The organism is Microbacterium sp. NPDC058062 (assembly GCF_042885375.1).
GTDB classification, from domain to species: Bacteria; Actinomycetota; Actinomycetes; order Actinomycetales; family Microbacteriaceae; genus Microbacterium; species Microbacterium trichothecenolyticum_C.
Map to the genome: position 1 here is coordinate 12,457 of NZ_JBHVSC010000005.1, position 20,278 is coordinate 32,734.

At 66.3% G+C, this 20,278-nt stretch carries 19 protein-coding genes; 6 read left to right on the forward strand and 13 right to left on the reverse strand.

The genetic code is table 11. The features are described from left to right. Positions 1-38: 38 nt before the first annotated feature. Complete coding sequence (locus tag ACFVSU_RS16575; protein ID WP_387145327.1) at positions 39-1,772, reverse strand: L-aspartate oxidase; 1,734 nt, start codon at positions 1,770-1,772, stop codon at positions 39-41. Positions 1,773-1,849: 77 nt separating this feature from the next. Here ACFVSU_RS16575 and ACFVSU_RS16580 point away from each other — a divergent pair, with 77 nt between their 5' ends. After that, positions 1,850-2,773 carry a LysR family transcriptional regulator gene (locus tag ACFVSU_RS16580; RefSeq protein ID WP_387145330.1) on the forward strand — a complete coding sequence of 308 codons (924 nt, stop codon included), beginning with the start codon at positions 1,850-1,852 and terminating at the stop codon, positions 2,771-2,773. Between the two features lie 72 nt (positions 2,774-2,845). On the opposite strand, the gene ACFVSU_RS16585 is transcribed toward ACFVSU_RS16580, so the two are convergent. From ACFVSU_RS16585 to ACFVSU_RS16595, 3 genes are all read right to left on the reverse strand, one after another. After that, a complete protein-coding gene (locus ACFVSU_RS16585; protein WP_387145333.1) occupies positions 2,846-3,421 on the reverse strand; it encodes a hypothetical protein in 576 nt (191 codons plus the stop codon). A gap of 461 nt (positions 3,422-3,882) precedes the next feature. Then, the gene (locus tag ACFVSU_RS16590; protein WP_387145336.1) at positions 3,883-4,209 is read right to left on the reverse strand and encodes a hypothetical protein; all 327 of its coding nucleotides are present in this window, start codon (positions 4,207-4,209) and stop codon (positions 3,883-3,885) included. Positions 4,210-4,267: 58 nt separating this feature from the next. After that, entirely contained in the window at positions 4,268-5,674 is a 1,407-nt protein-coding gene (locus tag ACFVSU_RS16595) for an AAA family ATPase (RefSeq protein WP_387145339.1), read from the reverse strand. Between the two features lie 258 nt (positions 5,675-5,932). On the opposite strand from ACFVSU_RS16595, the gene ACFVSU_RS16600 reads away from it, so the two are divergent. Further along, the gene (locus tag ACFVSU_RS16600; protein ID WP_387145342.1) at positions 5,933-6,673 is read left to right on the forward strand and encodes an EAL domain-containing protein; all 741 of its coding nucleotides are present in this window, start codon (positions 5,933-5,935) and stop codon (positions 6,671-6,673) included. Between the two features lie 61 nt (positions 6,674-6,734). On the opposite strand, the gene ACFVSU_RS16605 is transcribed toward ACFVSU_RS16600, so the two are convergent. After that, positions 6,735-7,904, reverse strand: coding sequence for a low temperature requirement protein A (locus ACFVSU_RS16605; protein WP_387145345.1), 1,170 nt, complete (start codon positions 7,902-7,904; stop codon positions 6,735-6,737). Positions 7,905-8,036: 132 nt separating this feature from the next. Here ACFVSU_RS16605 and ACFVSU_RS16610 point away from each other — a divergent pair, with 132 nt between their 5' ends. Both ACFVSU_RS16610 and ACFVSU_RS16615 read left to right on the forward strand, forming a co-directional pair. Then, complete coding sequence (locus tag ACFVSU_RS16610; protein ID WP_387145348.1) at positions 8,037-8,426, forward strand: DUF1801 domain-containing protein; 390 nt, start codon at positions 8,037-8,039, stop codon at positions 8,424-8,426. Continuing rightward, a complete protein-coding gene (locus tag ACFVSU_RS16615; RefSeq protein ID WP_387145350.1) occupies positions 8,423-8,839 on the forward strand; it encodes a hypothetical protein in 417 nt (138 codons plus the stop codon). The genes ACFVSU_RS16610 and ACFVSU_RS16615 overlap by 4 nt, the downstream gene beginning before the upstream one ends. A 495-nt stretch (positions 8,840-9,334) precedes the next feature. Here ACFVSU_RS16615 and ACFVSU_RS16620 read toward each other — a convergent pair whose 3' ends face one another. Next, positions 9,335-9,874 (reverse strand): hypothetical protein, encoded by a 540-nt coding sequence (locus ACFVSU_RS16620; protein ID WP_387145353.1) that lies wholly within the window; start codon positions 9,872-9,874, stop codon positions 9,335-9,337. Between the two features lie 224 nt (positions 9,875-10,098). Between ACFVSU_RS16620 and ACFVSU_RS16625 the strand changes: the two genes are divergently transcribed. Beyond that, the gene (locus ACFVSU_RS16625; RefSeq protein WP_387145355.1) at positions 10,099-10,281 is read left to right on the forward strand and encodes a DNA-binding protein; all 183 of its coding nucleotides are present in this window, start codon (positions 10,099-10,101) and stop codon (positions 10,279-10,281) included. Positions 10,282-10,401: 120 nt separating this feature from the next. On the opposite strand, the gene ACFVSU_RS16630 is transcribed toward ACFVSU_RS16625, so the two are convergent. Next, entirely contained in the window at positions 10,402-11,208 is an 807-nt protein-coding gene (locus ACFVSU_RS16630; protein WP_387145358.1) for a nuclease-related domain-containing protein, read from the reverse strand. A 526-nt stretch (positions 11,209-11,734) separates the two neighbouring features. On the opposite strand from ACFVSU_RS16630, the gene ACFVSU_RS16635 reads away from it, so the two are divergent. Further along, complete coding sequence (locus ACFVSU_RS16635) at positions 11,735-12,736, forward strand: DUF3644 domain-containing protein (RefSeq protein WP_387145361.1); 1,002 nt, start codon at positions 11,735-11,737, stop codon at positions 12,734-12,736. Between the two features lie 168 nt (positions 12,737-12,904). On the opposite strand, the gene ACFVSU_RS16640 is transcribed toward ACFVSU_RS16635, so the two are convergent. The 6 genes from ACFVSU_RS16640 to ACFVSU_RS16665 all read right to left on the reverse strand — a co-directional run bounded on the left by ACFVSU_RS16640 (position 12,905) and on the right by ACFVSU_RS16665 (position 20,203). Then, positions 12,905-13,339, reverse strand: a complete 435-nt coding sequence (locus ACFVSU_RS16640) for a DUF488 family protein (RefSeq protein ID WP_387145364.1) — start codon at positions 13,337-13,339, stop codon at positions 12,905-12,907. Beyond that, positions 13,336-13,932: a DUF488 family protein gene (locus ACFVSU_RS16645; protein ID WP_387145367.1), complete on the reverse strand. Its 597-nt coding sequence runs from the start codon at positions 13,930-13,932 to the stop codon at positions 13,336-13,338. The genes ACFVSU_RS16640 and ACFVSU_RS16645 overlap by 4 nt, the downstream gene beginning before the upstream one ends. A 15-nt stretch (positions 13,933-13,947) precedes the next feature. Next, entirely contained in the window at positions 13,948-14,646 is a 699-nt protein-coding gene (locus ACFVSU_RS16650) for a hypothetical protein (RefSeq protein WP_387145370.1), read from the reverse strand. 535 nt (positions 14,647-15,181) lie between these two features. Then, complete coding sequence (locus tag ACFVSU_RS16655) at positions 15,182-17,920, reverse strand: AAA family ATPase (protein WP_387145372.1); 2,739 nt, start codon at positions 17,918-17,920, stop codon at positions 15,182-15,184. 383 nt (positions 17,921-18,303) lie between these two features. Continuing rightward, complete coding sequence (locus ACFVSU_RS16660; RefSeq protein ID WP_387145375.1) at positions 18,304-19,530, reverse strand: DUF2130 domain-containing protein; 1,227 nt, start codon at positions 19,528-19,530, stop codon at positions 18,304-18,306. A gap of 46 nt (positions 19,531-19,576) precedes the next feature. Then, positions 19,577-20,203 (reverse strand): hypothetical protein, encoded by a 627-nt coding sequence (locus ACFVSU_RS16665; protein ID WP_387145378.1) that lies wholly within the window; start codon positions 20,201-20,203, stop codon positions 19,577-19,579. Positions 20,204-20,278: the final 75 nt, after the last annotated feature.

Consider the following 20,278-nt stretch of genomic DNA (forward strand, 5'->3'; position numbering starts at 1 on the left):
GGTGCCGGGGTCTACCGCGGGGGAATCGTGTCGGCGGCCTACTCGACGAGCTTCCCGACGACCGACACCTCGCGCATGAGCGCCCTGATGTCGGCGGGGATGGGCGGGATCTCCTCCCGCACGACACCGGTCGAGGGCGACCACACCAGGTTGACCTGCAGTTCGGGATCGGTGTCGGGGTAGTCGCTCCGGTTGTGGCAGCCGCGCGTCTCGCGGCGCTCGAGCGCGGCTTCGAGCGTCGCGCGGGCGGCGAGGGCCGCCGATTTCAGGTCGAACGCGTGCGCGAGGTCGTGGTAGCCCGCGATATCGGGGTGCACTCCGATATCGGCCATCCGCGCCTCGATCGCGTCGAGTTCGGCGAGGCCGGTGAGCAGCCCCTGCTCGTCGCGCACCACGCCGGCGTGCTCGGTCATGGTGTCGCGGATCGCCCGCTGGAGCGCCCGGACGTTCTCGGTTCCGGATGCGGCGAGCAGATCGTCGATCTCCGCGCGCGCGGTCGCGACCGCCGAGGCCGAGCGCGTCTGGGCGGGCAGCGCCGCGGAGTACGCGGCTGCCGCCTGTCCGACGATGCGGCCGAACACCAGGAGCTCGATCAGCGAGTTGCCGCCGAGGCGGTTGGCGCCATGGAGTCCCGAGGACGCCTCGCCGATCGCGTAGAGGCCGGGGACATCGGTGGAGTGGTCCGACGAGCGCACCCAGACGCCGCCCATCGAATAGTGCGCCGTCGGCGCGATCTCGATCGGCTCCTTGGTGATGTCGAGCATCTGCAGTTCGAGCATCGTCTGGTAGACGCGGGGGAGGCGGGTCATGATCGTCTCACGCGGGAGGTGGGAGACATCCAGCCAGACGCCGCCGTTCGGCGTGCCACGGCCCTCCTTGATCTCGGTGTAGCAGGCGAGGGCGACGCGGTCGCGGGTGGACAGCTCGAGGCGCTCGGGGTCGTACTTGTGCATGAACCGCTCGCCGAGCCCGTTGCGCAGGATGCCGCCCTCGCCGCGCGCCGCCTCCGAGATGAGCGTCCCGGCCGCGTTCTCGGGCTCGATGATGCCGCTGGGGTGGAACTGCACGAGCTCGGGGTCGCGAAGGCGGCCGCCCGCCTCGACCGCGAGCCGGAAGGAATCGCCGGTGTTCTCATCGCGTCGCGACGACGTGCGCCGCCAGATGCGGTTGTGCCCGCCTGCGGCGAGGATCACCGCGTCGGCGTGGATCAGGTAGCGCGTGCCGTCCTCGAGGTCGAACCCGTACGCGCCGAACACCGCGCCCTCGTCGTTCACGAGGATGCGCGTCACGTACACGGTGTCGAGGATCGGCACCTGCAGCTGCGCGGCGCGGTTGATCAGGGTGCGCTGGATCTCGAGGCCGGTGTAGTCGCCGGCGAACGCGGTGCGACGGTAGGTGTGCGCACCGAAGAATCGCTGTGAGATGCGGCCGTCCTCCTCGCGGGCGAACGGCATGCCGTACCGCTCGAGGTCGTCGATGCCACGGGCGGCGCCCGACGTGACGATCTCGACGGTGTGCGGGTTGGCGAGGAGGTAACTCTCCTTCAGCGTGTCGGCGGCGTGCTGCTGCCAGCTGTCGTCGGCATCCATGGTGCCGAGCGCGGCGTTGATGCCGCCGGCGGCGAGAGAGGTGTGGGCGTCCGACTTCGGTCGCTTGCCCAGGGCGACCACGTCGACACCGGCTTCGGCGAGTTCGATGGCCGCGCGAAGACCGGAACCGCCGGTGCCGATCACGAGGACGGTGGTGGAGAGCTGGCGTTCTGCAGGGATCACGTCAGACACGCTAGGCAGTTCTCTTCGATTACTCCAATGCATATTCATGGTCGTATCGATAGCGATACGCTATTCGTATGAATCTCGAGCAGCTCCGCGCCTTCGTCACCGTGGCGCAGCTGGGCAATTTCACCCGTGCCGCCGAGGAGCTCCACCTCGCGCAGCCGTCGCTCAGCCGTCAGATCTCGACGCTCGAGCAGAGTCTCGGCGCCGAGCTGTTCCACCGTGCACGAGCGGGCAGCACGCTGACCGTCGCGGGGGAGTCGCTGCTGCCTCTCGCGCGGCGGATGCTGGCGGACGCGGCATCCGTTCGCCGTGAACTCGACGAGCTCGCCGGCCTGCAGCGCGGTCGGGTGCGCCTGGGTGCGACCCCGACTCTGTGCATCAGCCTGGTCGCCGAGGTGCTGAGCGTGTTCCACGCTGCGCATCCGGGGATCGAACTGCACATCACCGAGGGCGGTTCGCGCGGTCTGCTGGATCATCTCGCCGGCGGCGAGCTCGACCTCGCGTTGATCACGACGTCGGGTGCGGCATCCCCGGAGCGATTCAGCGTCGCGCCGCTCCTCGTCGAGGAGCTGGTCGTCATCTCCTCGGCCGGCGCCCCACCGCTCACCGGGCAAGAGAGCATCGGTCTCGGCGAGGTGGCCGGCCTGCCGCAGGTGGCGTTCAGCTCTACGTACGACCTCCGGGCGACGACTGACGCGGCGTTCGCGGCCGCGGGGCTGTCACCGTACACGGTGATCGAGGGTGCGGAGATGGACGCCGTGCTGCGCTTCGTCGAGCGGGGGATCGGCGTCGCGATCGTGCCCGCGATGGTGCTCATCGAGCGCTCGGGGCTCCGGTCGGTGCGCCTGTCCGATCCGACGCTGACGCGCACCATCAGCATCGCCCGGGTCGCCGACATCTCCCCGACGGCGGCCGTCGAGGTGATGGAGCAGACGATCGTCCGCACGGCCGCCGCGCTCGCCGCGGGACCTCAGGCCACGATGCGACTCGCTTAGCCGCAGAACATGAACGGGACGGATGCCGCGGACCGCGGCATCCGTCATCCGAAAGGCGAGACCGCGGACGTGTCAGGGGGTGGGGGAGTCGTCGGCGTGCACACAGCCGGGCGGCTCGGAGTTGCCGCTGAGCGTGAAGTCCTCGCACGTGAGGAACCGGCTCTGGTTGAGACCCAGGACGAACGATGCGACGGCGATGGCGGCGACGATGGCGAAGATGCCGAGCCGGACGCGCGGCGGATAGTCGGCGATCACGTCGGGCCACACGGTGCGCACGACCACCCACAGCGTGAACGGGATCCCGACGAGTCCGACGACGACCGCGAGCACATCGAACAGGTTGCCCCAGAGATCGTCCGCGGCGGGGGCGCTCGTGAACGACAGTACGAGCCACAGCGACGGGATGACGAGCGCGATGGCGCGGCCCGCCTTCAGCCGTGGCCGCGCCGGCTGGATCAGCACCACGACGAAACCGGCCGTCGCGACCACCCACACGGTCAGGAGCTGGTCGAAGAACGGAGTGTGCCAAGCCCCGAGCGTGAACGCGGGCCACCAGATCGCGCCGCTCATTCCGATGAGGACGATCCCGATGCCGCGGTAGCGGGAAGGCGTCTTCGAGGCGGCGTCGGGCGCGGGTGTCGCAGTCATCCCGGTCCTCTCCGGCGTGGGTCGATGTGACGTGCACAGTAGTGCATCCGGGTGGAACCGCGGGAGATGCGAGCGTGAACGCGCGTTGCGAAATGACATCGCTCGATGCTGTTCCCCGCACCGTGTACGCGCTATGGTGAGGCGACGGACTGCTTGCCGTGATCCTGGGAACTGATCACAGCGCGGGCGTCCGGACTGGGGATCTCTGGGGCTGGGCCGCTGATTTCCCCTGCGCTCCCCCCGCGCAAGGACGGTCCCTCGGACGTTGCAGCTAGAGCCTGTAGCGTCCGAGGGACCTCAGCCTGTCCCGCGCGCGTCACGCGCCCCTGGGGGAGGGCTCGGCACTGGGGATGCCTATGCGACGCGACCGAAAGGTGCAGAACTCGGCCTGCTGCCACCCTAGCGCGTCATCTCAGACGCTCCCCGAGCCACGCGCAGGACTCTGCGCGATCTGGCGAGCGTCAGTGGAACTCTCCGTCGGCGGACTGGATGATCTGCCGCATGACGTCGATCGAGATCTGCTCGCGCTCTCCGTCGACCCACTCGTGGACCATGAACGGGATCCCCAGGCTGTCGAGGTAGTCGGCGGTCTTCTCGAGCCGCGGGACGACCTCGATGTGGTCGTTGCCGAACAGCCTCGCCGTATAGACGGGCTCGCCGTCGCGGATCGCACGTCGCAGCTCGACGGTGGAGCGTCCCGTGAAGCGGTACAGCGACTTGAGCACCTCACTGCCGAAGTCGGGGGTTCCGTCGATGGTGAGCGAGAGGGCGTTCTCGGGCGTGGTCACCCGTCCATCACAGCACGTCGAACCGCGACCGCAGTGCGTCGGCCGTCGCCACCGGCGGTCACGAGCCCGCCAACCATCCGAAGCTCGCCGCCTGGTGATCGTGAAGAGGAGCAGGCGACGACCCGTCCGTCGCGGAGCCGAGCATCGTCCGGGTCAGCTGCGCCCGCGAGTCCATCAGGCGCGTGAGTTCGGCGGCGAGGTCGTCGTCGTGGGGTTCGCGCTCGTCCTGGGCCGCGCGGAGAACGGTGCGCCGCATCAGCTCCTTCGCGAACGATCCGGTGGTGCCCTCGGCTCGCTCGGCAGCGGCGTCCAGCGCTGCGTCGCTGTACGGCAGGTTGTGGGCGTAGCGACGGAACAGCCGGCGCCGCTCAGGGAGGGCGGGAAGCGGCACCTCGACCGCGAGGTCGACGCGTCCGGGGCGCTCGGCGAGCGCCCGCTCGAGGGCTTCGACGCGGTTCGTGGTCATGATGAAGGCCACATCGGCATCGCCGTCGAGACCGTCCAACGCGTCGAGCACCTCGAACAGCAGAGGCTGAGGAGAGGAGTGCCGTTCCATCGCGACGAGATCGATGTCTTCGAGGACCACGATCGCGGGCTGGAACGTGCGGGCGATCTCAGCCGCGGCACTGACGAAACGGATGCTGGACCCGGTCAGCACCACGGCCGTCGTCTCGGGTGTCGCGCTGAGCAGGTGACGGACGGTGAGCGTCTTGCCGGTTCCCGGCGGTCCGTACAGCAGAACGCCGCGCTTCAGATGCTGGCCAGCACCTCGCAGCGCATCGCGGTGCGTGCCGATCGTCACGACGTGCTGGACGATCTCCGGGAGCACCCCGTCAGGAAGCACGATGTCTTCCGCGGCGACGGAGGGACGTGCCACGAACGTGGCGCCGGCCTCACGCCCGTACTCGGTGTGCTGGAACGACAGCACCTGGCCGCGGAGCACGCTGAGCTCCACCATCGTGCGTCGGAGCGCCTCGAGGAATCGGGTGACGAGCGCGGCATCGGCGGCCATCACCTCCACGAGGGCGGTCTGCCGGCCGTACTGGGGCGCCGCCGCGCGCTGAGCCAGCGCGATCGGGGCGCCTTCGAAGTGCAGAAGGCGGAGTCCGAGGGAGACGACGCGCCTGCTCGAGTCCGGTCCGGTCGCACGTTCGGCGTAGTCGACCGGTCCGACGTCGTAGCGGACGTGGCCGTTGCTGACGAACTCGGACAGTCCCTGGTGGTGGCGCTGATCACCGCCGGTGACGCCGATGAGACGGCCGTCGCCTTCGGCGGACAAGGCTTCCAACGCGATGTCGGCGTCGACCAGGCGGTGATCCGAGATCTGCTCCTGCACGACGGAGACGCGTTCGGCATCCGTCGCGAGATGCTCGCTGATGAGGTCGCCGAGCGGGGTGCGAGCGAGGACGGTTTCGCGCGCCGAAAGCTCGTTGACACGGTGCAGGTAGACTGAAACGGCTCGCATCAGATCGCGGTCATCCTCGTGCAGCATGTCACCGAACCTCTCATGAACCGGCGACAGCGCACCACATCGCGGCCGTGCTTTCGCGGGCCGAGCCGGAGGTCGACCACCGCGTTGCCCACGAGCGTGGGGGCACTGATCGGATACCCGACACGTCGGCAGGCGTCAAGACGCCGTTTCGAACTACCGCCGATGCGAGAATTGCCGACGGGGAGCAGGGGTCGGGGGGACCGGCCAGCACCGAAGCGAGAAGCCGTGGCTGTGAGAAGTGAGATATCGAGAGCGCTGACGCATGCGCTCGAGCGCTCGGAGATCACCGCGTGGTTCCAGCCGCAGATCGATCTGGTGAGTAATCGGGTGGTCGCCGTCGAGGCGCTCTGCCGGTGGAATCATGCGGAGTGGGGGCTCGTGGGGCCCAATGAGTTCATCCCGGTCGCCGAAGAAGACGGGATGATCGCGGAGATCGGCCGCTTCATGGCCACGCAGGCGATCGCCGTGATGGCCAAATGGGGCATCGACGTCTCGGTCAACGTGTCGCCCGCGCAGCTGCAGGATTCCGCCTTCGCCACGTGGCTCGGGCAGCTCGTCGAGAGGATCAGCCGTCCCGCACGGCGACTCACGCTCGAGATCACCGAGGGGCGACGGATCGGCAACGTGTCGGCGGTCGTCGCGCGGCTCGATGGGCTGAGGGCGTTGGGGCTGGGCATCGCGATCGATGACTACGGCGCCGGACAGGCCTCCCTCACGCAGCTGAAGCGGCTTCACGCCACCGAGCTGAAGATCGACCGCGCTCTCGTGATCGACGATTCCCCGTCGGCCGAACGCACGATGGGGGCCGCGATCGCCGTCGCCCACGAGGCCGGCATCCGCGTCGTCGCGGAGGGCATCGAGACCCCGCAGCAGCTCGAAAAGGTCAAGACGATGGGATGCGACCGCGGCCAGGGCTACCTGTTCGCACGTCCCATGCCGCGCGCTCAGATGGCGGCGCTCTTGGCGGTATAGCCAGATGAGAGCGTGTCATGGATGCCTCGGGGCACGGGCCCGCGGCATCCATTCGTCCTGATCACCCCACGAGGCTGCTCGCTCGGGCCGCGCGCATGCGACGCCTGTTGAGTTCGGCGAGCCCGATCATCACCACGATGAGCAGGACGACAGCGGCGACCACCGCCGCGGCGGTCACCGCGGCGGAGAGGGGGACCAGCACCCAGGGCAGTGCGACGCCGGGCAGCCCCCAGAGCACGACGTCGCGCCAGCGCACTCCGTAGCGCAGCGACTCCACGACGCTCGCCAGGTAGAACAGCGCGATTCCGCCCGCGATGCAGGCGGCGCCTCCGGCCGGCAGCGTGTGTGCGCCCTCGGCGACGGCGGTTCCGAGGCCGGCGGCGAACAACGCGATACCGGCGATCAGCACGAAAGGCAGATACATCACCGCGTCCCGCAGCGCACCGATGCGACCGGCGGTCTGCAGCCTGTGCAGACCGGCCTCAGCCGAGCCGGAGGCGTAGTGGAAGAACACCCAGGCCAGCAGTGAGATCGCGATGAATGCCAGAATCGCCGTCCCCAACGACGCGAGCGTCCAGTGCTCGTCGAGCTGCGCGATGGTCGCGAGGATCGACTCGCCGAACACGATCACGACCAGCAGACTGACGCGCTCCAGCAGGTGGTCGACGTCCAGGGTGCGCTGCAACCAGGCCGTCTGACTCCCGAGGAACGCCAGCAGCCCGACCTCGACCGCGATCGCCACCGCCCACAGCACGAATCGGGCCGGCGGGGCCACGGCCACGGAGATGAGCCAGAGCGCGGCCGGCAGCGCGCTGAAGGCGATCGGACGCCAGAGCGGAACGCCGATGGTGCGCCGCTTCACGATCCAGGGCAGCATCCACACGAGGCGGATGAGCGCGTTGCCGACCGCGAAGACCCAGGCGCGCTCGCCGAGCGCCTCCGGAACCGCGGCGGCCATGATCCCGATGGCGATCATCGCCACTGTGACGGCCGCCCAGACGACCGGGGTGACGCGGGCGCCGAAGAGGTTGAGCGTCAGGGTCATGTTCACCCATGCCCACCACGCCGGCGCGAACAGGGCGAAGAACACCAGCACCTGCGCCCACCCCGGGTCGCCGTGCAGGAAGTGCGCGACCTGCCCGATGTAGCCGACCATGACGAGGTCGAAGACCAGCTCGAGCCAGTGTGCACGACGCCCGCCGCGGATATCGACCTCGGGTCCCTCTGTCACGCGGTCAGCGTACGACCGCCAGCGGGTGCGTGCGAGGGGAGGGGTGCTCAGCGCCGGAACTTGTCGCTGTCCGATGCGCAGTAGCCGGGCTTAGTGATTGCTTTCCGTGGATGTGTTCGCGAGTATTCGCGAATGAGTGATAAGTCGGATTCGGAACAGATCGATGACATCATCGCGCAGCAGGACGGCTGGAAGCAGGAGACGCTGGTCGCGCTGCGGGCCGCGATCCGGGCTGCCGATCCTGATGGTGTCGAGGTGGTCAAGTACAAGAAGCCGTCGAAGCCGGAGGGGGTGGCGTTCTGGGCCCACGCCGGAGACGTGTGCTTCATCGACGTGCTCAAGAACACGGTGCGGTTGACGTTCAGCAAGGGCGCCCGGATGGCGCCCAACGACCTGTTCAACACGCGACTGGACAGCAAGGTCGTCCGAGCCATCGACTTCACCGAAGCAAGCCTGGTCGATGGCGCCGCGGTCAAGATCCTCGTCACCGAGGCGGTGAAGCTCAACGTCGCTGCCAAGTGAGCGGGTCAGCGCCGGGCCGAGTACCGCTCGTCTATCGCGACAACGCGGTGCTCGCCCGACGGGTCGTCGCCGAGCGGGATGCCGTACCTGTCGACGGACGCGACGCCCGGTGGGACACTTTCGCCATGGCGATGGATGAGATCTGGGCGCGCCTGGCCCCCGAAACCCGCGACTGGCTGATCGCGAACAACGGCGACGCCGTGCCCGCAGACATCGCAGCCGAGATCGACGAGATCGCCGACAGTGCGAATGCAGACAACGTCTGGGCGGCAGACCCCGAACCCGGCGCGGATGATGCTCTCGACCCCGACGACAACGAAGACGGCGATCCCGACAGCGAAGACGAACCGGGCGGCCGATACCTTGCCGACGACGTCGTGGACTGGATCGAAGAGCAGGCGAACGACGAATAGCGGACACGCTCACCGACGAAGTCCCGGTGTTGCCGAGCGCACCTCGATCCGCTGAAATTGTGGGCTCAATCGTCTGCTCGAGACTCTTGCTCACGAAGATAAACCCCCAGGTCAGATTGGCAACAAAAGGAGATGCCCCTGGAGGGACTCGAACACGACTGAGCATAATGCTCAATTCGACCCAAACCCGCATAAACCGCGTAATCACGCGGATCTCGGCGATCGCCGGCGACATCGCGCGACCGCCGAAGACGCGTTGTGGGAAACGGTTTGCGGGCAAAATGCGGGCAGAAAACCCCGAAGAATCAGGGCTGCTCGCCGCCGAGTGGCGCAGGGCATCCCGGCCTTGGGACTCGCTCAGCGACAAGAAAAGTCAAATGAGCACATTGCTAAGCTAAGAACCGCAAACGGTCGCGATACTGAGCAATCTGCTCAAACCACGCCATTAGTCGCTCGCCCTGATCGGGTCTCCCTGCGGTAACACCGACTGGCTGCTCATCGTCCGATCGACGGTCCGCCGGGCTGAGCTGGCCCGCGGTGTGGCGCCGCAGGGTCGAATGCCTGGCCAGGGTTGTATGGGTCGACCGCCGGCGCCCGCCGCGGCTCCTGGATCCGGACCTCCGGCGCCAGGCCCGAGTCGCGCGCGCGACTCATGAGGCGCGTCGCGGTGCTCTGGCTGATCTGCAGGGTGTCGGCGACAAGCTTGAGTGGCGGATAGCTGATTGCCGTGGCGACGCGATAGACAGAGATCGCCGCGTGGAGGGATTCCAAAGGCTCACGCTCCTCATGCGCCCGCACGCGACTGAGAAACTCGCGCACCGGAATGCGGTCGCGTTCGCCGCCATCCTCAGAGCCGACGTCGACGGTGACGACATCGAGGGCGGACCTCGTCATGATCCAGTGCGTTCGCACCTCACGGAGCACCTGGCCGGTGATGTCGACGCCTTCCGCTTCGCGCTCGAGCGCAGCGAAGGAGACGGCCGTGCGTCTCAGCACGTCGTCCCACTCCACGCGGACGGTGATCGTTCCGGGCACGTCCTGCTCACCCGACACGCGTGCGCGCCAGGACCTCGGAAGCGTCACCCCGCTGCCGAGATCTATGCGTTCGTCGCTGAAGTCGTACGTCTCGACGTCTGCCATGAAGCCCACTATTCCAGGTCCGCGAGGATTCGCGAAGAAGACTGTCGATCTTGGCTCACGCATGTGGTACTTTGCGACGAAGGGAGACTGACACTGCTGGCTCACCGAAAGGCAGGACCATGAACCGATCACAAGATTGTCTGGCACTGACGATGAAGGATGCCGCGAAGCTCGTCGGCGTCGACTACCGCACGATCAAGCTCGGAATCGAGAGCGGGACCATCCCCACGGTCCAGCTCGGCCCGCGCCGGATGATCCCCCGCGTACCGCTGCTGCGCGCCTTCGGCGTCGACCCCCGATAGCGCGCGATGGGCGGTGCTGCCATCGTCCAAGCAGCGGGCAGGCACTGCGCGATCGCGGGGAGTGGGCGGCGCTCCGTCGTCGGACTTGCTCAAGGCGCCGACTCCGACCCGGTGGCCGCACTATGCGCTGGGAAAGGCGCTGGCCAGTTGGGCGTGGATGAGGTCGACGTCGGTGAACCGCGGTGGCGCGTCCGTCATGCGCTGTACCAGCAGGCGCGGCCACAGAACATGGACGCCATCGACGCTGAAGGAGCCGCCGATCAGTGGCCAGTCGGCTTCGATAAAGCACAGCACGCCAGTCACCGGAGGGGCCGCCTCTCCGAGGGTCGCGGTCACTCGTTCGACTTGGGACTGCACTCCTTGGACCAGCTTGGTGCCGTCTCGTCCGCCGATACGCAGAGACTCGACCCGCGGCCGGATGATGCCGCTTTCGACCCGCAGCGCGGGACGCTTGCCCAAGTACCTCTTCGCGTCGATCACCCAGATGCCGGTCGGGCCGATCACAATGTGGTCGATGTTCGCGCGGGTGCCTCGGATGCGGCGGTCATGCAGAACCCGGAAGCTGTCGGGCAGGCAGGTGAGACGCCGCGCCAGCAGCTCTTCACCGACGGCGCCGCGTTCCCACGCTTTCGTGCTCTGCGGGTCGTCGGTGAGCGCGAGGATCAGCCCGCCGAGCTTCGGGTGGTCGGTACGGATCCGCTGTTCTCGGTTGTCTCTGCGGTGCTCGTATTCGCGTCGCGCGGACGCCCCAGCCTCCCCGCGGTCCACACCCGTGACCTCGGCCGCGCAGTCGATACAGCGGACGGTCTTAGAGCCGCGCTCGTAGACCGCTTCCTCGCCGGCGGAGATGTGCCGGGTGCAGAGCCGGCACGTTCCGGCGTAACGCAGCCGCATGCGTTTGTCGTCTGGCCCCAGTTCCAGCGTCACGACGCGAACGTACCAGGCCGGTTCGCCGATGTGAGTTATCGCCAGTCGAGGCCGCGCGCTTCTAAGTAGGCCGCCGTCATTGGGTCGTCGATCGCATAACGCTCGGTACCGCCGCGCGCATTCGTGACGACGATGAACCTCCCGCGTGGATCCTCGTGGGCGACGATCTCCTCGTGCTCGTTCTCGAACGCGCCCTTCCAAGAAGCAGTCGCCCTGGATCACGCCCTACCGGAAAATCGCGCCAACGTTGTTACGGCATGTCCACGCGATGGCTACGAAGGGCAGCACGCTACGGTGATTGAAGCGCGGCGGGGCCGCGCACTGTCATGTCGGCGACTCGCCGAGGAACAAGAGGTACTGAACGGCTCGTCAAGCTCCGACTCGCTTGCGAAGACGGAGACCTCGATCCGGTCAGGGAGACCAACGGAACATGCAGTCTCGATGTTCTCGATTTGGACGAAACAACGCGCGTCCGATTTGGAGCTAGTTGCGCCCGACCTAGAACCCATCCCGAGGAGTCCAACCGATGAGCGCGCCATATGTCTCGATCAAGCGATTGGTCGACAACTCACTCGCTGCCATGCTCGCCGCGGTCGAGGTCTATAACAAGCCGCAAATGACGTACCGCGACGAAGTGACGGTGATGCTCATCGTCAATGCTTGGGAGCTCGCGCTCAAGGCAACGCTGCGGCAGAAGAACCGATCGATCTTCTACCCCAAAAGGCGCGGCGAACGCTATCGATCGATCACAATCGACGATGCGCTCGGTCGAGTTAGTGCAAGTAAGTTGTGGCCAGCAGACATTGACGGACCAGCGGTGACGGCGAATGTGAAGGCACTCACCGAGTACAGGGATCGAGCGATTCATCTCTACAACGCGCAGGGGCTCGGTGCTGTCATCTACCCGTTCCTGCAGCAGAACATCCTGAACTACCGGGACTTTATGGTTGCGAAGTTCAAGAAGGATCTCGCCGACTCCATGACGTGGCAGCTGTTGCCATTGGGAGCGACCGCGCCCGCCGACGCTGTTCAGTTCATGAAGGTCGACAAGAACGCGACCATGGTTGCCGAGGTCGAAGACTTCATCACCGAGCTTCGGCACCTCATGGACGACGCCCAGGCCGCGGGTGGAGACATGGGGCGCGTTGCCACGGTCTACGACATCCACATGCAGTCGCAGAAAAAGCTCAGCAGCGCAGATCTCGTCGTGGCTGTGTCGCCGACGGCGGATGGGCAGATCGCAATCCGGAGGACCGACCCCAATCAGACCCATCCGTTCAGCGCGACCAAGCTGATCGACATGGTGAACGAGAAGCGCACGGGGCGCAAACTAACCAGCCGCGATCACCAGGCACTGTGCTGGCAGGAGAAGCTGCGCGAGAACCCGAAGTACGCGTGGAAGCACAGCATCGGAGCATCGCATTCATGGTCCGGAGACGCCGTCGCGTACATGGTCTCCCTTAGCGACGATCAATATGACGGCGCCCGCGCCGCGTATCGCGAGAGCCTCCGCGCAGCCAAGACATGAGACACGGGCGTCCGTCTGAAGATGGATTCGCCTCCCCACCAGTCTGAGCTACTCGCGCGGACGGTGGTATCGGTTGCGCACCGTACGACCATGGGGCGGTGTCCACCTGGGCATAGCCGGGCGTTCGGTCACAGGGTCGACTGGGTTGACGTGAGCGACCTCGACGACTCAGAGATGCACGATCTCGACGTTGCCCCAGGAGGCTGCAAGATACTCGGCGGCAAGTCGCCGATGGCACCGCTCAGGAGTTGCTTCCGAACAGAGCAGGACGGAATTGTCCAGGTCGACAGGCTCGAGGACCTGCTCGACTCGTCGACCGCGGATCAGGTCGAGGTAGGCATCCTCGTATCTCGACCACGGCAAGTTGCCCTTCTTGTAGGCCGTGAGGAAGTCGTCACTCGGTGCAAGCCGCAACTCGTGCCGGTATGTCATGCCGCAGAGTTCCCTTGCGAAAAACTCCAGGTCGTCACGCTTTGTGAAGCCAGCTAACTGCGACACGTTGTTCAGTCGGGTGTCGAGTAGTTTGGCAGCTCCGCTCTCTCGAAGCAGCCCGAAGAACTGCTTGGCAGACTTCTTTGTGAACCCGATGGTGTAGAGCTTCACGAGACTGTGGCCGCTTCCGACCGGACGTAGGCTATCTGCTGTTCTTGCCGCCGAAGCGCCTCGGAAAGTTGATCGTCCTCGTCGTCTAGAAGCGACGGCTGGTCAAGGTGGAACTTCCGCCTGAGCCGCAGCATTGCATCGCCGTGAGACTCAAGTTGCCCATTCGTGTGGATGTGATGGATCTCGGTATCGCGTTCCGCCAGCACACGAGAAACCAGGATCGCCCGGTGGCAGTCCAGCGGATCGTGCTCCGTACACAGCAACGCGATCCGCTCGCGACTCGCCCCGTCGAGCACGCGCTCGATTCCGGCTTCGAATTCGGGTGTTTGGGCCAGCCGCTCGTACTGCACGACGTCGTCGACGTAGCACTCCTCACGGGCGGACCGTGCACCGAGTTCATCACCGAGGAACACGTAGCGCACCCCGGAGGTACGAAGTGAGTCTCGCAGCGGCTTCTTGTTGAACTGAGGCATGAAGCGGCTTGCCGGGATTGAGCGCACGTCGGCGACTGCGGTGATGGAGTGCACGCGTAGCAACTCGAGCAGACGTTCTATCGGCATGGTCGATGCACCGATAGTGAATACGCGATTCATCGTCCGAGCCACCTCCTAGGTACCGAGCGGCATCACTGCTGCCACCAGCTTGTATGTGTATCCATTGTGAGGCTCGCTAAGGCTGACTGTCAGGTACGCGCCGCCGATGGCGTAGATCCCATCTGGCGATGCGAGAAGGGCGTCTTCGACGTTGGGGTCGGTGACCCAAAGTCGGTACTCAGTGCCGACGTGCGTGAAATGGGCCTGAACCCGGCGCTTCGGATTCCCGAAGTCTGCACCTGGGGCGAATACGCGGTACTGAAGGTCGCTAACGTAGATCAGCCGGAGCGAGTCAGTGTGGTGGGCTGCCACCGACAACGGGACTTCATCGTGAAGACCTGCCCGAGTGCTGGTCGTGCCGTCAATCCATAGGTCTCGGCCATCGAGGATTCGTTCGAGCGACCGGTGGCTCACTTGCCCGACCCTCGCCCAGTACACACTCGGATCCAAGAGCCAGTTCTCCGACTGGTAGTTGACCGGCACGGGCCGCACGAGCGGGATTTCAACTACATCAAGCAGCTCGGGCTCATCGCCATTTTCGTAACTCCGCTCGTACTTGGAAACCTCGCCGTGTGGCCTGGCGCTGACCGGCCGAACCCATACCCCAGCGTGGCCATCAATAACCTCGATGCCGGCGACACAACGACCGGGCTCGAACTTGCGAGAGTTCGCGAGGATCAAGACGGTCTTAGTCGTTGGTTCGTCGCGAGTCACGTTTACATTGTCCCCACAACCACCGACACTACCGTTCATGTGACACCGCTGGGTGCTCATCGTCCGTCGTGGAGGGCCAGCTCGCGCATTCAGCAGACCCGACTTGATCAGACGCGAGGACTTCGGCGAGGTCGCCGCCGTGGATCGCTTGGGCTCGTGAAACGGTAGTGCTGGCCGACGCGCCGCATCGTTTGTGGTTCTACGACGTTACGCAGCCCCGGGAAGCGACGGATGGGTCTACTGCGGCGCCGTGGTCGGCGCGTTCTCACGCCGGCTCGTGGGTTGGTCGATCTCGGTCGGATCCCTACGAGAATTGTCGTCGGCGCGCTCGTGACGGCCCGCTGGCGTCCGTGCCTCCGAACCCGCGCACGTCGACACGATTGAGCGACGTGCACCGATTTGTGCCTGAGCAAGTTCCGCCCTTCATCAAGACAGGCGAGAAGGTGGCCGCGAGTTCCCTTCATGGCGCATCCGACCGCGCCCGAATAGCCAGCACGAAAGCTTCGCCGCTGAGCGCCCTGCGCATCGCACGCGGCTACATCACGATCCCGCGCCCCACACTCGGCGCCCCTACCACCGGTCCCGTAGCCATCACCTCGCGGTTCCGCGCCGCCCGTCGCATCTCGGCCTGGGCCGCGCGCACCGCATCCTGCATGGTCAACTCGGGAATGCCGCGCTGCATCGACTCGGCGAGGCACTCGCGGGCTGCGGCGTCCGTCCGCGCGACGACGATTGCGACATTGCTCAGCCGCCCGCGCGTGAGCCCCACATACAGCCCCGCGGCATCCACATCCGGTCCGACCACTGACGCATCGGCGGTGTCGCCCTGCACGCCGTGCACGGTGGACGCGTACGCGAGCTGCAGGTGCTCGCGCGCGTACTCGGTGGACACCCGCGCCACCTCGCCACTGTCGCCCACGGAGACGAGGTCGACGGCTGACTCGCGGATGCCGCGCACGATCCACTGCGCGCGATTCTCGACTCCCGTGAACCGGTCATTGCGACGGGTCTGGACGGCGTCGCCGACGAGGATCCGCTGCTCGCCCATTCCCCACGCGGCGACGCGGACGTCGAGCTCGCCCTGATCGACTCGCCGCTGCTGGATGGCGTCGTTGATCGCATCCGCCTCCGCATTCGTGCCAGATACCAGCGTCACCCGCTTGCCGCGTGCGTGCCAGACGAAGTACGCGTCGATCATCCGCTCACGCGCCGCGTCGTGATGTTCTACCCGATCAACGTGACCGCGCGAAGCGAGCTCGCCCGCGGCGACCAGCGCACGCTCGCGATCACCCGCATCCCGGAGCCGCAGCGTGAGCGCCGCGTAGTCGGGATCGCGGAACCGGTGCACCGTGTCGAGCTCGACCGCCGCGTTCGCGTGCCGTATCGCCGAAATCATCGCACCCGCATGTCCGACCGGCAGCGCCTGGTGCGTGTCACCCACGAAGGCCAGCCCGACACCGTGCTCGATCGCGAGCTCGACGAGGACGTTCGCCGTCTGCAGGTCGATCATGCCGGCTTCGTCGACGACGATCCGATCGCGAGGACGCAGCACGTACTGGGCTGGTCCGCCGTAGACGATGCCCGTGCGGGGATCGAGTTCTCCCACTCGAAGCCTGGTCCACACCTGCGCACCTGCCTCGTCGGTGCCCCATCGGTAGCCGTGGTCCATAAGCAGGGCATGAATACTGGATGCCGCGGCCCCGACCTCGCGGGACGCCACCGATGCCGCCTTTCGAGTAGGCGCAACGACGAGCATCCGCCGCCGTTGCGACGTGAGCGCAGCGAACGCAGCGCGCAGCATCGTCGTCTTGCCCGCGCCGGCGGGGCCGGTCACCGTCACGAGGCCGTCCGAGCCGGCGATGGCGCACGCAGCAACGCCTTGTGAGGCATCCATCATCGACAGATCCGCGTTCGGGGCGAGCCGGTGCAACTCACCCGGAAGGAGGGAGCGACCCGGTCGTGCGAGCGCGTCCAGGAGTCCGGCGAGACGCACCTTGGCGCGCACGGTCTCGGTCGCCATGAACGCCTTCACGTGCGCCGGCGGATCCTCCGCGACCAAGCGGTACACAGACCGCGCGGCCCGCGACGTGATCTCGGCGATCACGCCGTCGAGCCGGTCGCGCTCCGCGACGACGCCCGTGCGCGAGAGGGCGCGTATCGCTCCCGCGCGGATGTCGAAGCTACTGAACCTGCCGCCGCATGAGGTGGACCGTTCATCCGCGTCGACGACCGCCTGAGCAGCGAGCAGATCTAGGCCGACGGCATCGGCGTCCGTCGCAGCGACGGGAATGGGTGCGCGTGGGGTGATCAGATTCGGATCGATTGCTGCGAGCTCGTCGCGAACGCGGGCCTCCCACACAGCCTCATCGAGATCGGTGGGCTTGTCCGGACGCGCCACCGCCCACGCGCGGCGATCGATCTGCTGCAGCACCTCCACGCTCGGCGCAGATCCTCCGTGCGCCGCCGACCACTCCGCGATCAGGCGCGCGCGGTTGCCCTCGATCTGCGCCGACCGACGCGAGACGGGTCGGACGGTGCCGGCGAGCCCGGTGATCTCGCCAGTCTCGTCGAGCGTGTACCCGTGCCGGGCGAGCGCGGTGATCCAGGCGGGGTCGGTGCGGGCGGCGAGCTCGCCCTCGGCGTTGACGACGGTGTGGAGTTTCATCGCGACACGCGAGTCGAGGTTCGACCACTCGCCGTCCGCGCCGAGCACCTTGATGTTCAGCCACAGGTGACGGTGGATGTGCGGGTCGAGCGCGCGCGAGCGCCGATGCTGCAGCTCGACAACCTCGATGCGGGTGATGTCCTCGCGGATGAGCCCTCCGTGCCCACGCCGCGCGTTGAGCTCCGTCTGCCACGTGAGAAGGATGCGTTCACGCAGCCGGTCCTGCAGCGCTTCGAACTCGGCGGCGAGCTCGGGATGCAGCAACGCTGCGATGCTGTACGACTTCGGGTGGTTGATCGTCCCGTCGAGCAGCAGGTCGGCGTCGGGGCTCAGCCGCTGATGGCCGCGCTCTTCCCCAGTCACCGGGTCGTGGCCGCTGAGCCATACACGAAGGCCGCCGGCGGTGAGTTCGTCGGAGGTGATGACGCCGTTCGCCACGATGAACCGGGAGACGGTCGAACCGGATGTCGCACCGTACGCTTCGAGCGCGTCGACGCCGGGGGAGTGCTGCAGGTGAGCGTCGCAGCTGCCCCCGAGGGCGTAGCCGATCGCCTGTCGAACCCCTCTGGATTCGACACCCCGCTTCCAACGCTCGAGGCCGCCGCGCATGCCGCCAGGATAGGGTGAGTTTTGCACGTTATCCAGGCATTTTTGTGGCTTGCAGCTATGTGTCGGAGAGCGCTTCTAAAGGGTCTCGCTCACCCACGGTGCCTGCGTGCATTGCTGGTCTCTCCTTCTTTCCTTCCCTCTCTCTGGTTTGCTTCTTCGGCCTCTTACTTAGCTCGTCCTTCGTTCTCTCTCCTTGGTTCGGCTTGGAGCTTGGGTCTTGGGTCTCGTCTGTGTGATCTCGGTGCGTCGCTGTGGTTCTCTCGGATGCCGGGCGAATGTCCGGCGATCCACTCTTTGAATCGCTCGCCAGGCCGGCTAACCGTTCGTTGGCTTGACCGCTGGCAGGGAGTCCTCCGGCCAGAGGACTCCCCGTCCGCAGGGTGCTACGCGGCGTCCCGCTCTTCGGCGGCGTCCAGCTCGGCGAACTTGGCTGCCATGGTCGGGTTGCCCCTGGTGAGTTTCTTGACGGTGAGCGCCGTCGCCTTGTCGTTCGCGAGGCGGAGGTTGTTCTCGGATCCGAGGAGGTTGTCCTTGACCTTCTGGAGTCGATCGATTGCGTTGTCGATCTCTTTGATCGCGGTATCGAACTTGCCCTTGGCGAGCTGGTAGTTGCGACCGAACGCGGACTTGAATCCCTCGAGCTCGGACTCGAAGTCGGTGATGTCGATGTTCTGCTTCTTGATCTGCTCGAGCTCGGCCTTGACCACGATGGTGTCCTGGGCGGCGTTACGCAGCAGCGCGATGATAGCGAGGAAGAACTGCGGGCGGACGACGAACATCTTCGGGTACAGATGTGAGACGTCCGTGATGCCCGTGTAGAGCTCGGAGTCCTCTTCGAGCATCGAGACGAGCACCGCGTACTCGCAGCCCTTGTCGTTGCGGTCCTTGTCGAGCTTGGCGAAGAAGTCGCTGTTCTTCTTCTTCGTCGCGGTGACGTCGGACTCGTTCTTCATCTCGAACATGATCGAGACGTACTCGACGTCGTCGTCGCTGAAGTCGCGGAAAACGTAGTCGCCCTTCGTGCCGGCGGACGCGTCGTTGTCCTTGCCGAACTGTGCGTTCGGGAAGGCGAGCGAGCGCATGCGGTTGAACTCGATCTCGCAGTGCTGCTCGAGGGTCTCTCCGAGGAGCTTGACCGAGAGCTTCGCCTTCATGTCCCTATAGCGGTCGATGAGCTCATCCTTGAGAGCGAGCTCCTTGGTGTGGGACTCCTTGAGCGCAGCGTCCTTGACCTTCTGCTCCGCCTCCTGAAGCTCCAGCTTGCTCTTCGCCTCGTTGAGGTTCTTCTCCGCAGCAGACACAGCCTTTGCGACGGCCAGCTCCTGGGCGGTCGCCGCCGACTTGAGCTCGGACTTGAGCTGCTGGATCTCGGTGTCCTTGGCAGCGCTCGCCTTCTGCGCCTGCTGGTTTGCGTTGGCCACAGCGAGGGCGATCTCGGTGGCTTTGGACTTCTCGGCTTCCGCGAGACGTGCGTGAAGCTCGTGCTCGAACTCGGTGGTGCGCACCTGCTGCACGATGTCGGCGTACTGCGCCTCGTCGATGGTGAAGAGGGTGCCGCAGTGCGGGCACTTGATCTCGTGCGCTGTCTGGTTGACGTCGTTCTCGTTCATGTCATGCTCCGATCAGTTTGTGGTTGTTGCTGTCAAAGCGGGCGCATCAGTACGCCCACTCCCAGCCCGTCGGCGCGCCGCTCATCGCAAGAACGACGAACCCATTCGTCGCCGCGACATCCAGCACGATCCAGCCCGAGACGCTCTGGCCCGGCCCGATCTGCGCCGGGAGCTGCTGTCCACTGTCGAGGCACGACCACGCGTTGCCGACCGGATCGTTGAGCCGCTTCCCGTCGGCGTCGTAGGCCTGCCAGTCGTACTGCGTGAATGAGATCCACGGGAACTCCTCTTGCGCCAGTTCCGGAGTCGTCTCGACATTGAGGTGAACACCGAGGTAGTGGCCGTTGGTAGGCGTGTCGGCGAAGCCGCTGGTGCACTCCGGATCGAGCACGATGTCCGTGACGGCGAACCGCGAGGTCACGACTTCGCTCGCCAGCGACGACGTGCCCGCGAGCTGGCCGATCTGCTTGACGAGGTTGCCCCGCGTGCTCGTCGCCGACTCGCCGAACTCGGACTCGGCGGCGTCCTCGGTGGGCTCCGGCGTCGGTTCGGCCGATGCCACGGGGGCGGTGTCGGGCGTCTTGCCCGAGTCCTGAGGCGGCGTGGATGAGCAGGCCGTCAGCGCGAAGGCGAGGACGATGGATGCCGCGGCCAGAGGTGCGAACCGGTTCATGATGTGCTCCAAGTCGGTGTGGTGACTTACCGACAGGCGGGGAGGCTCCCCAGCGGATCCCCGCCTGTCGCGGCG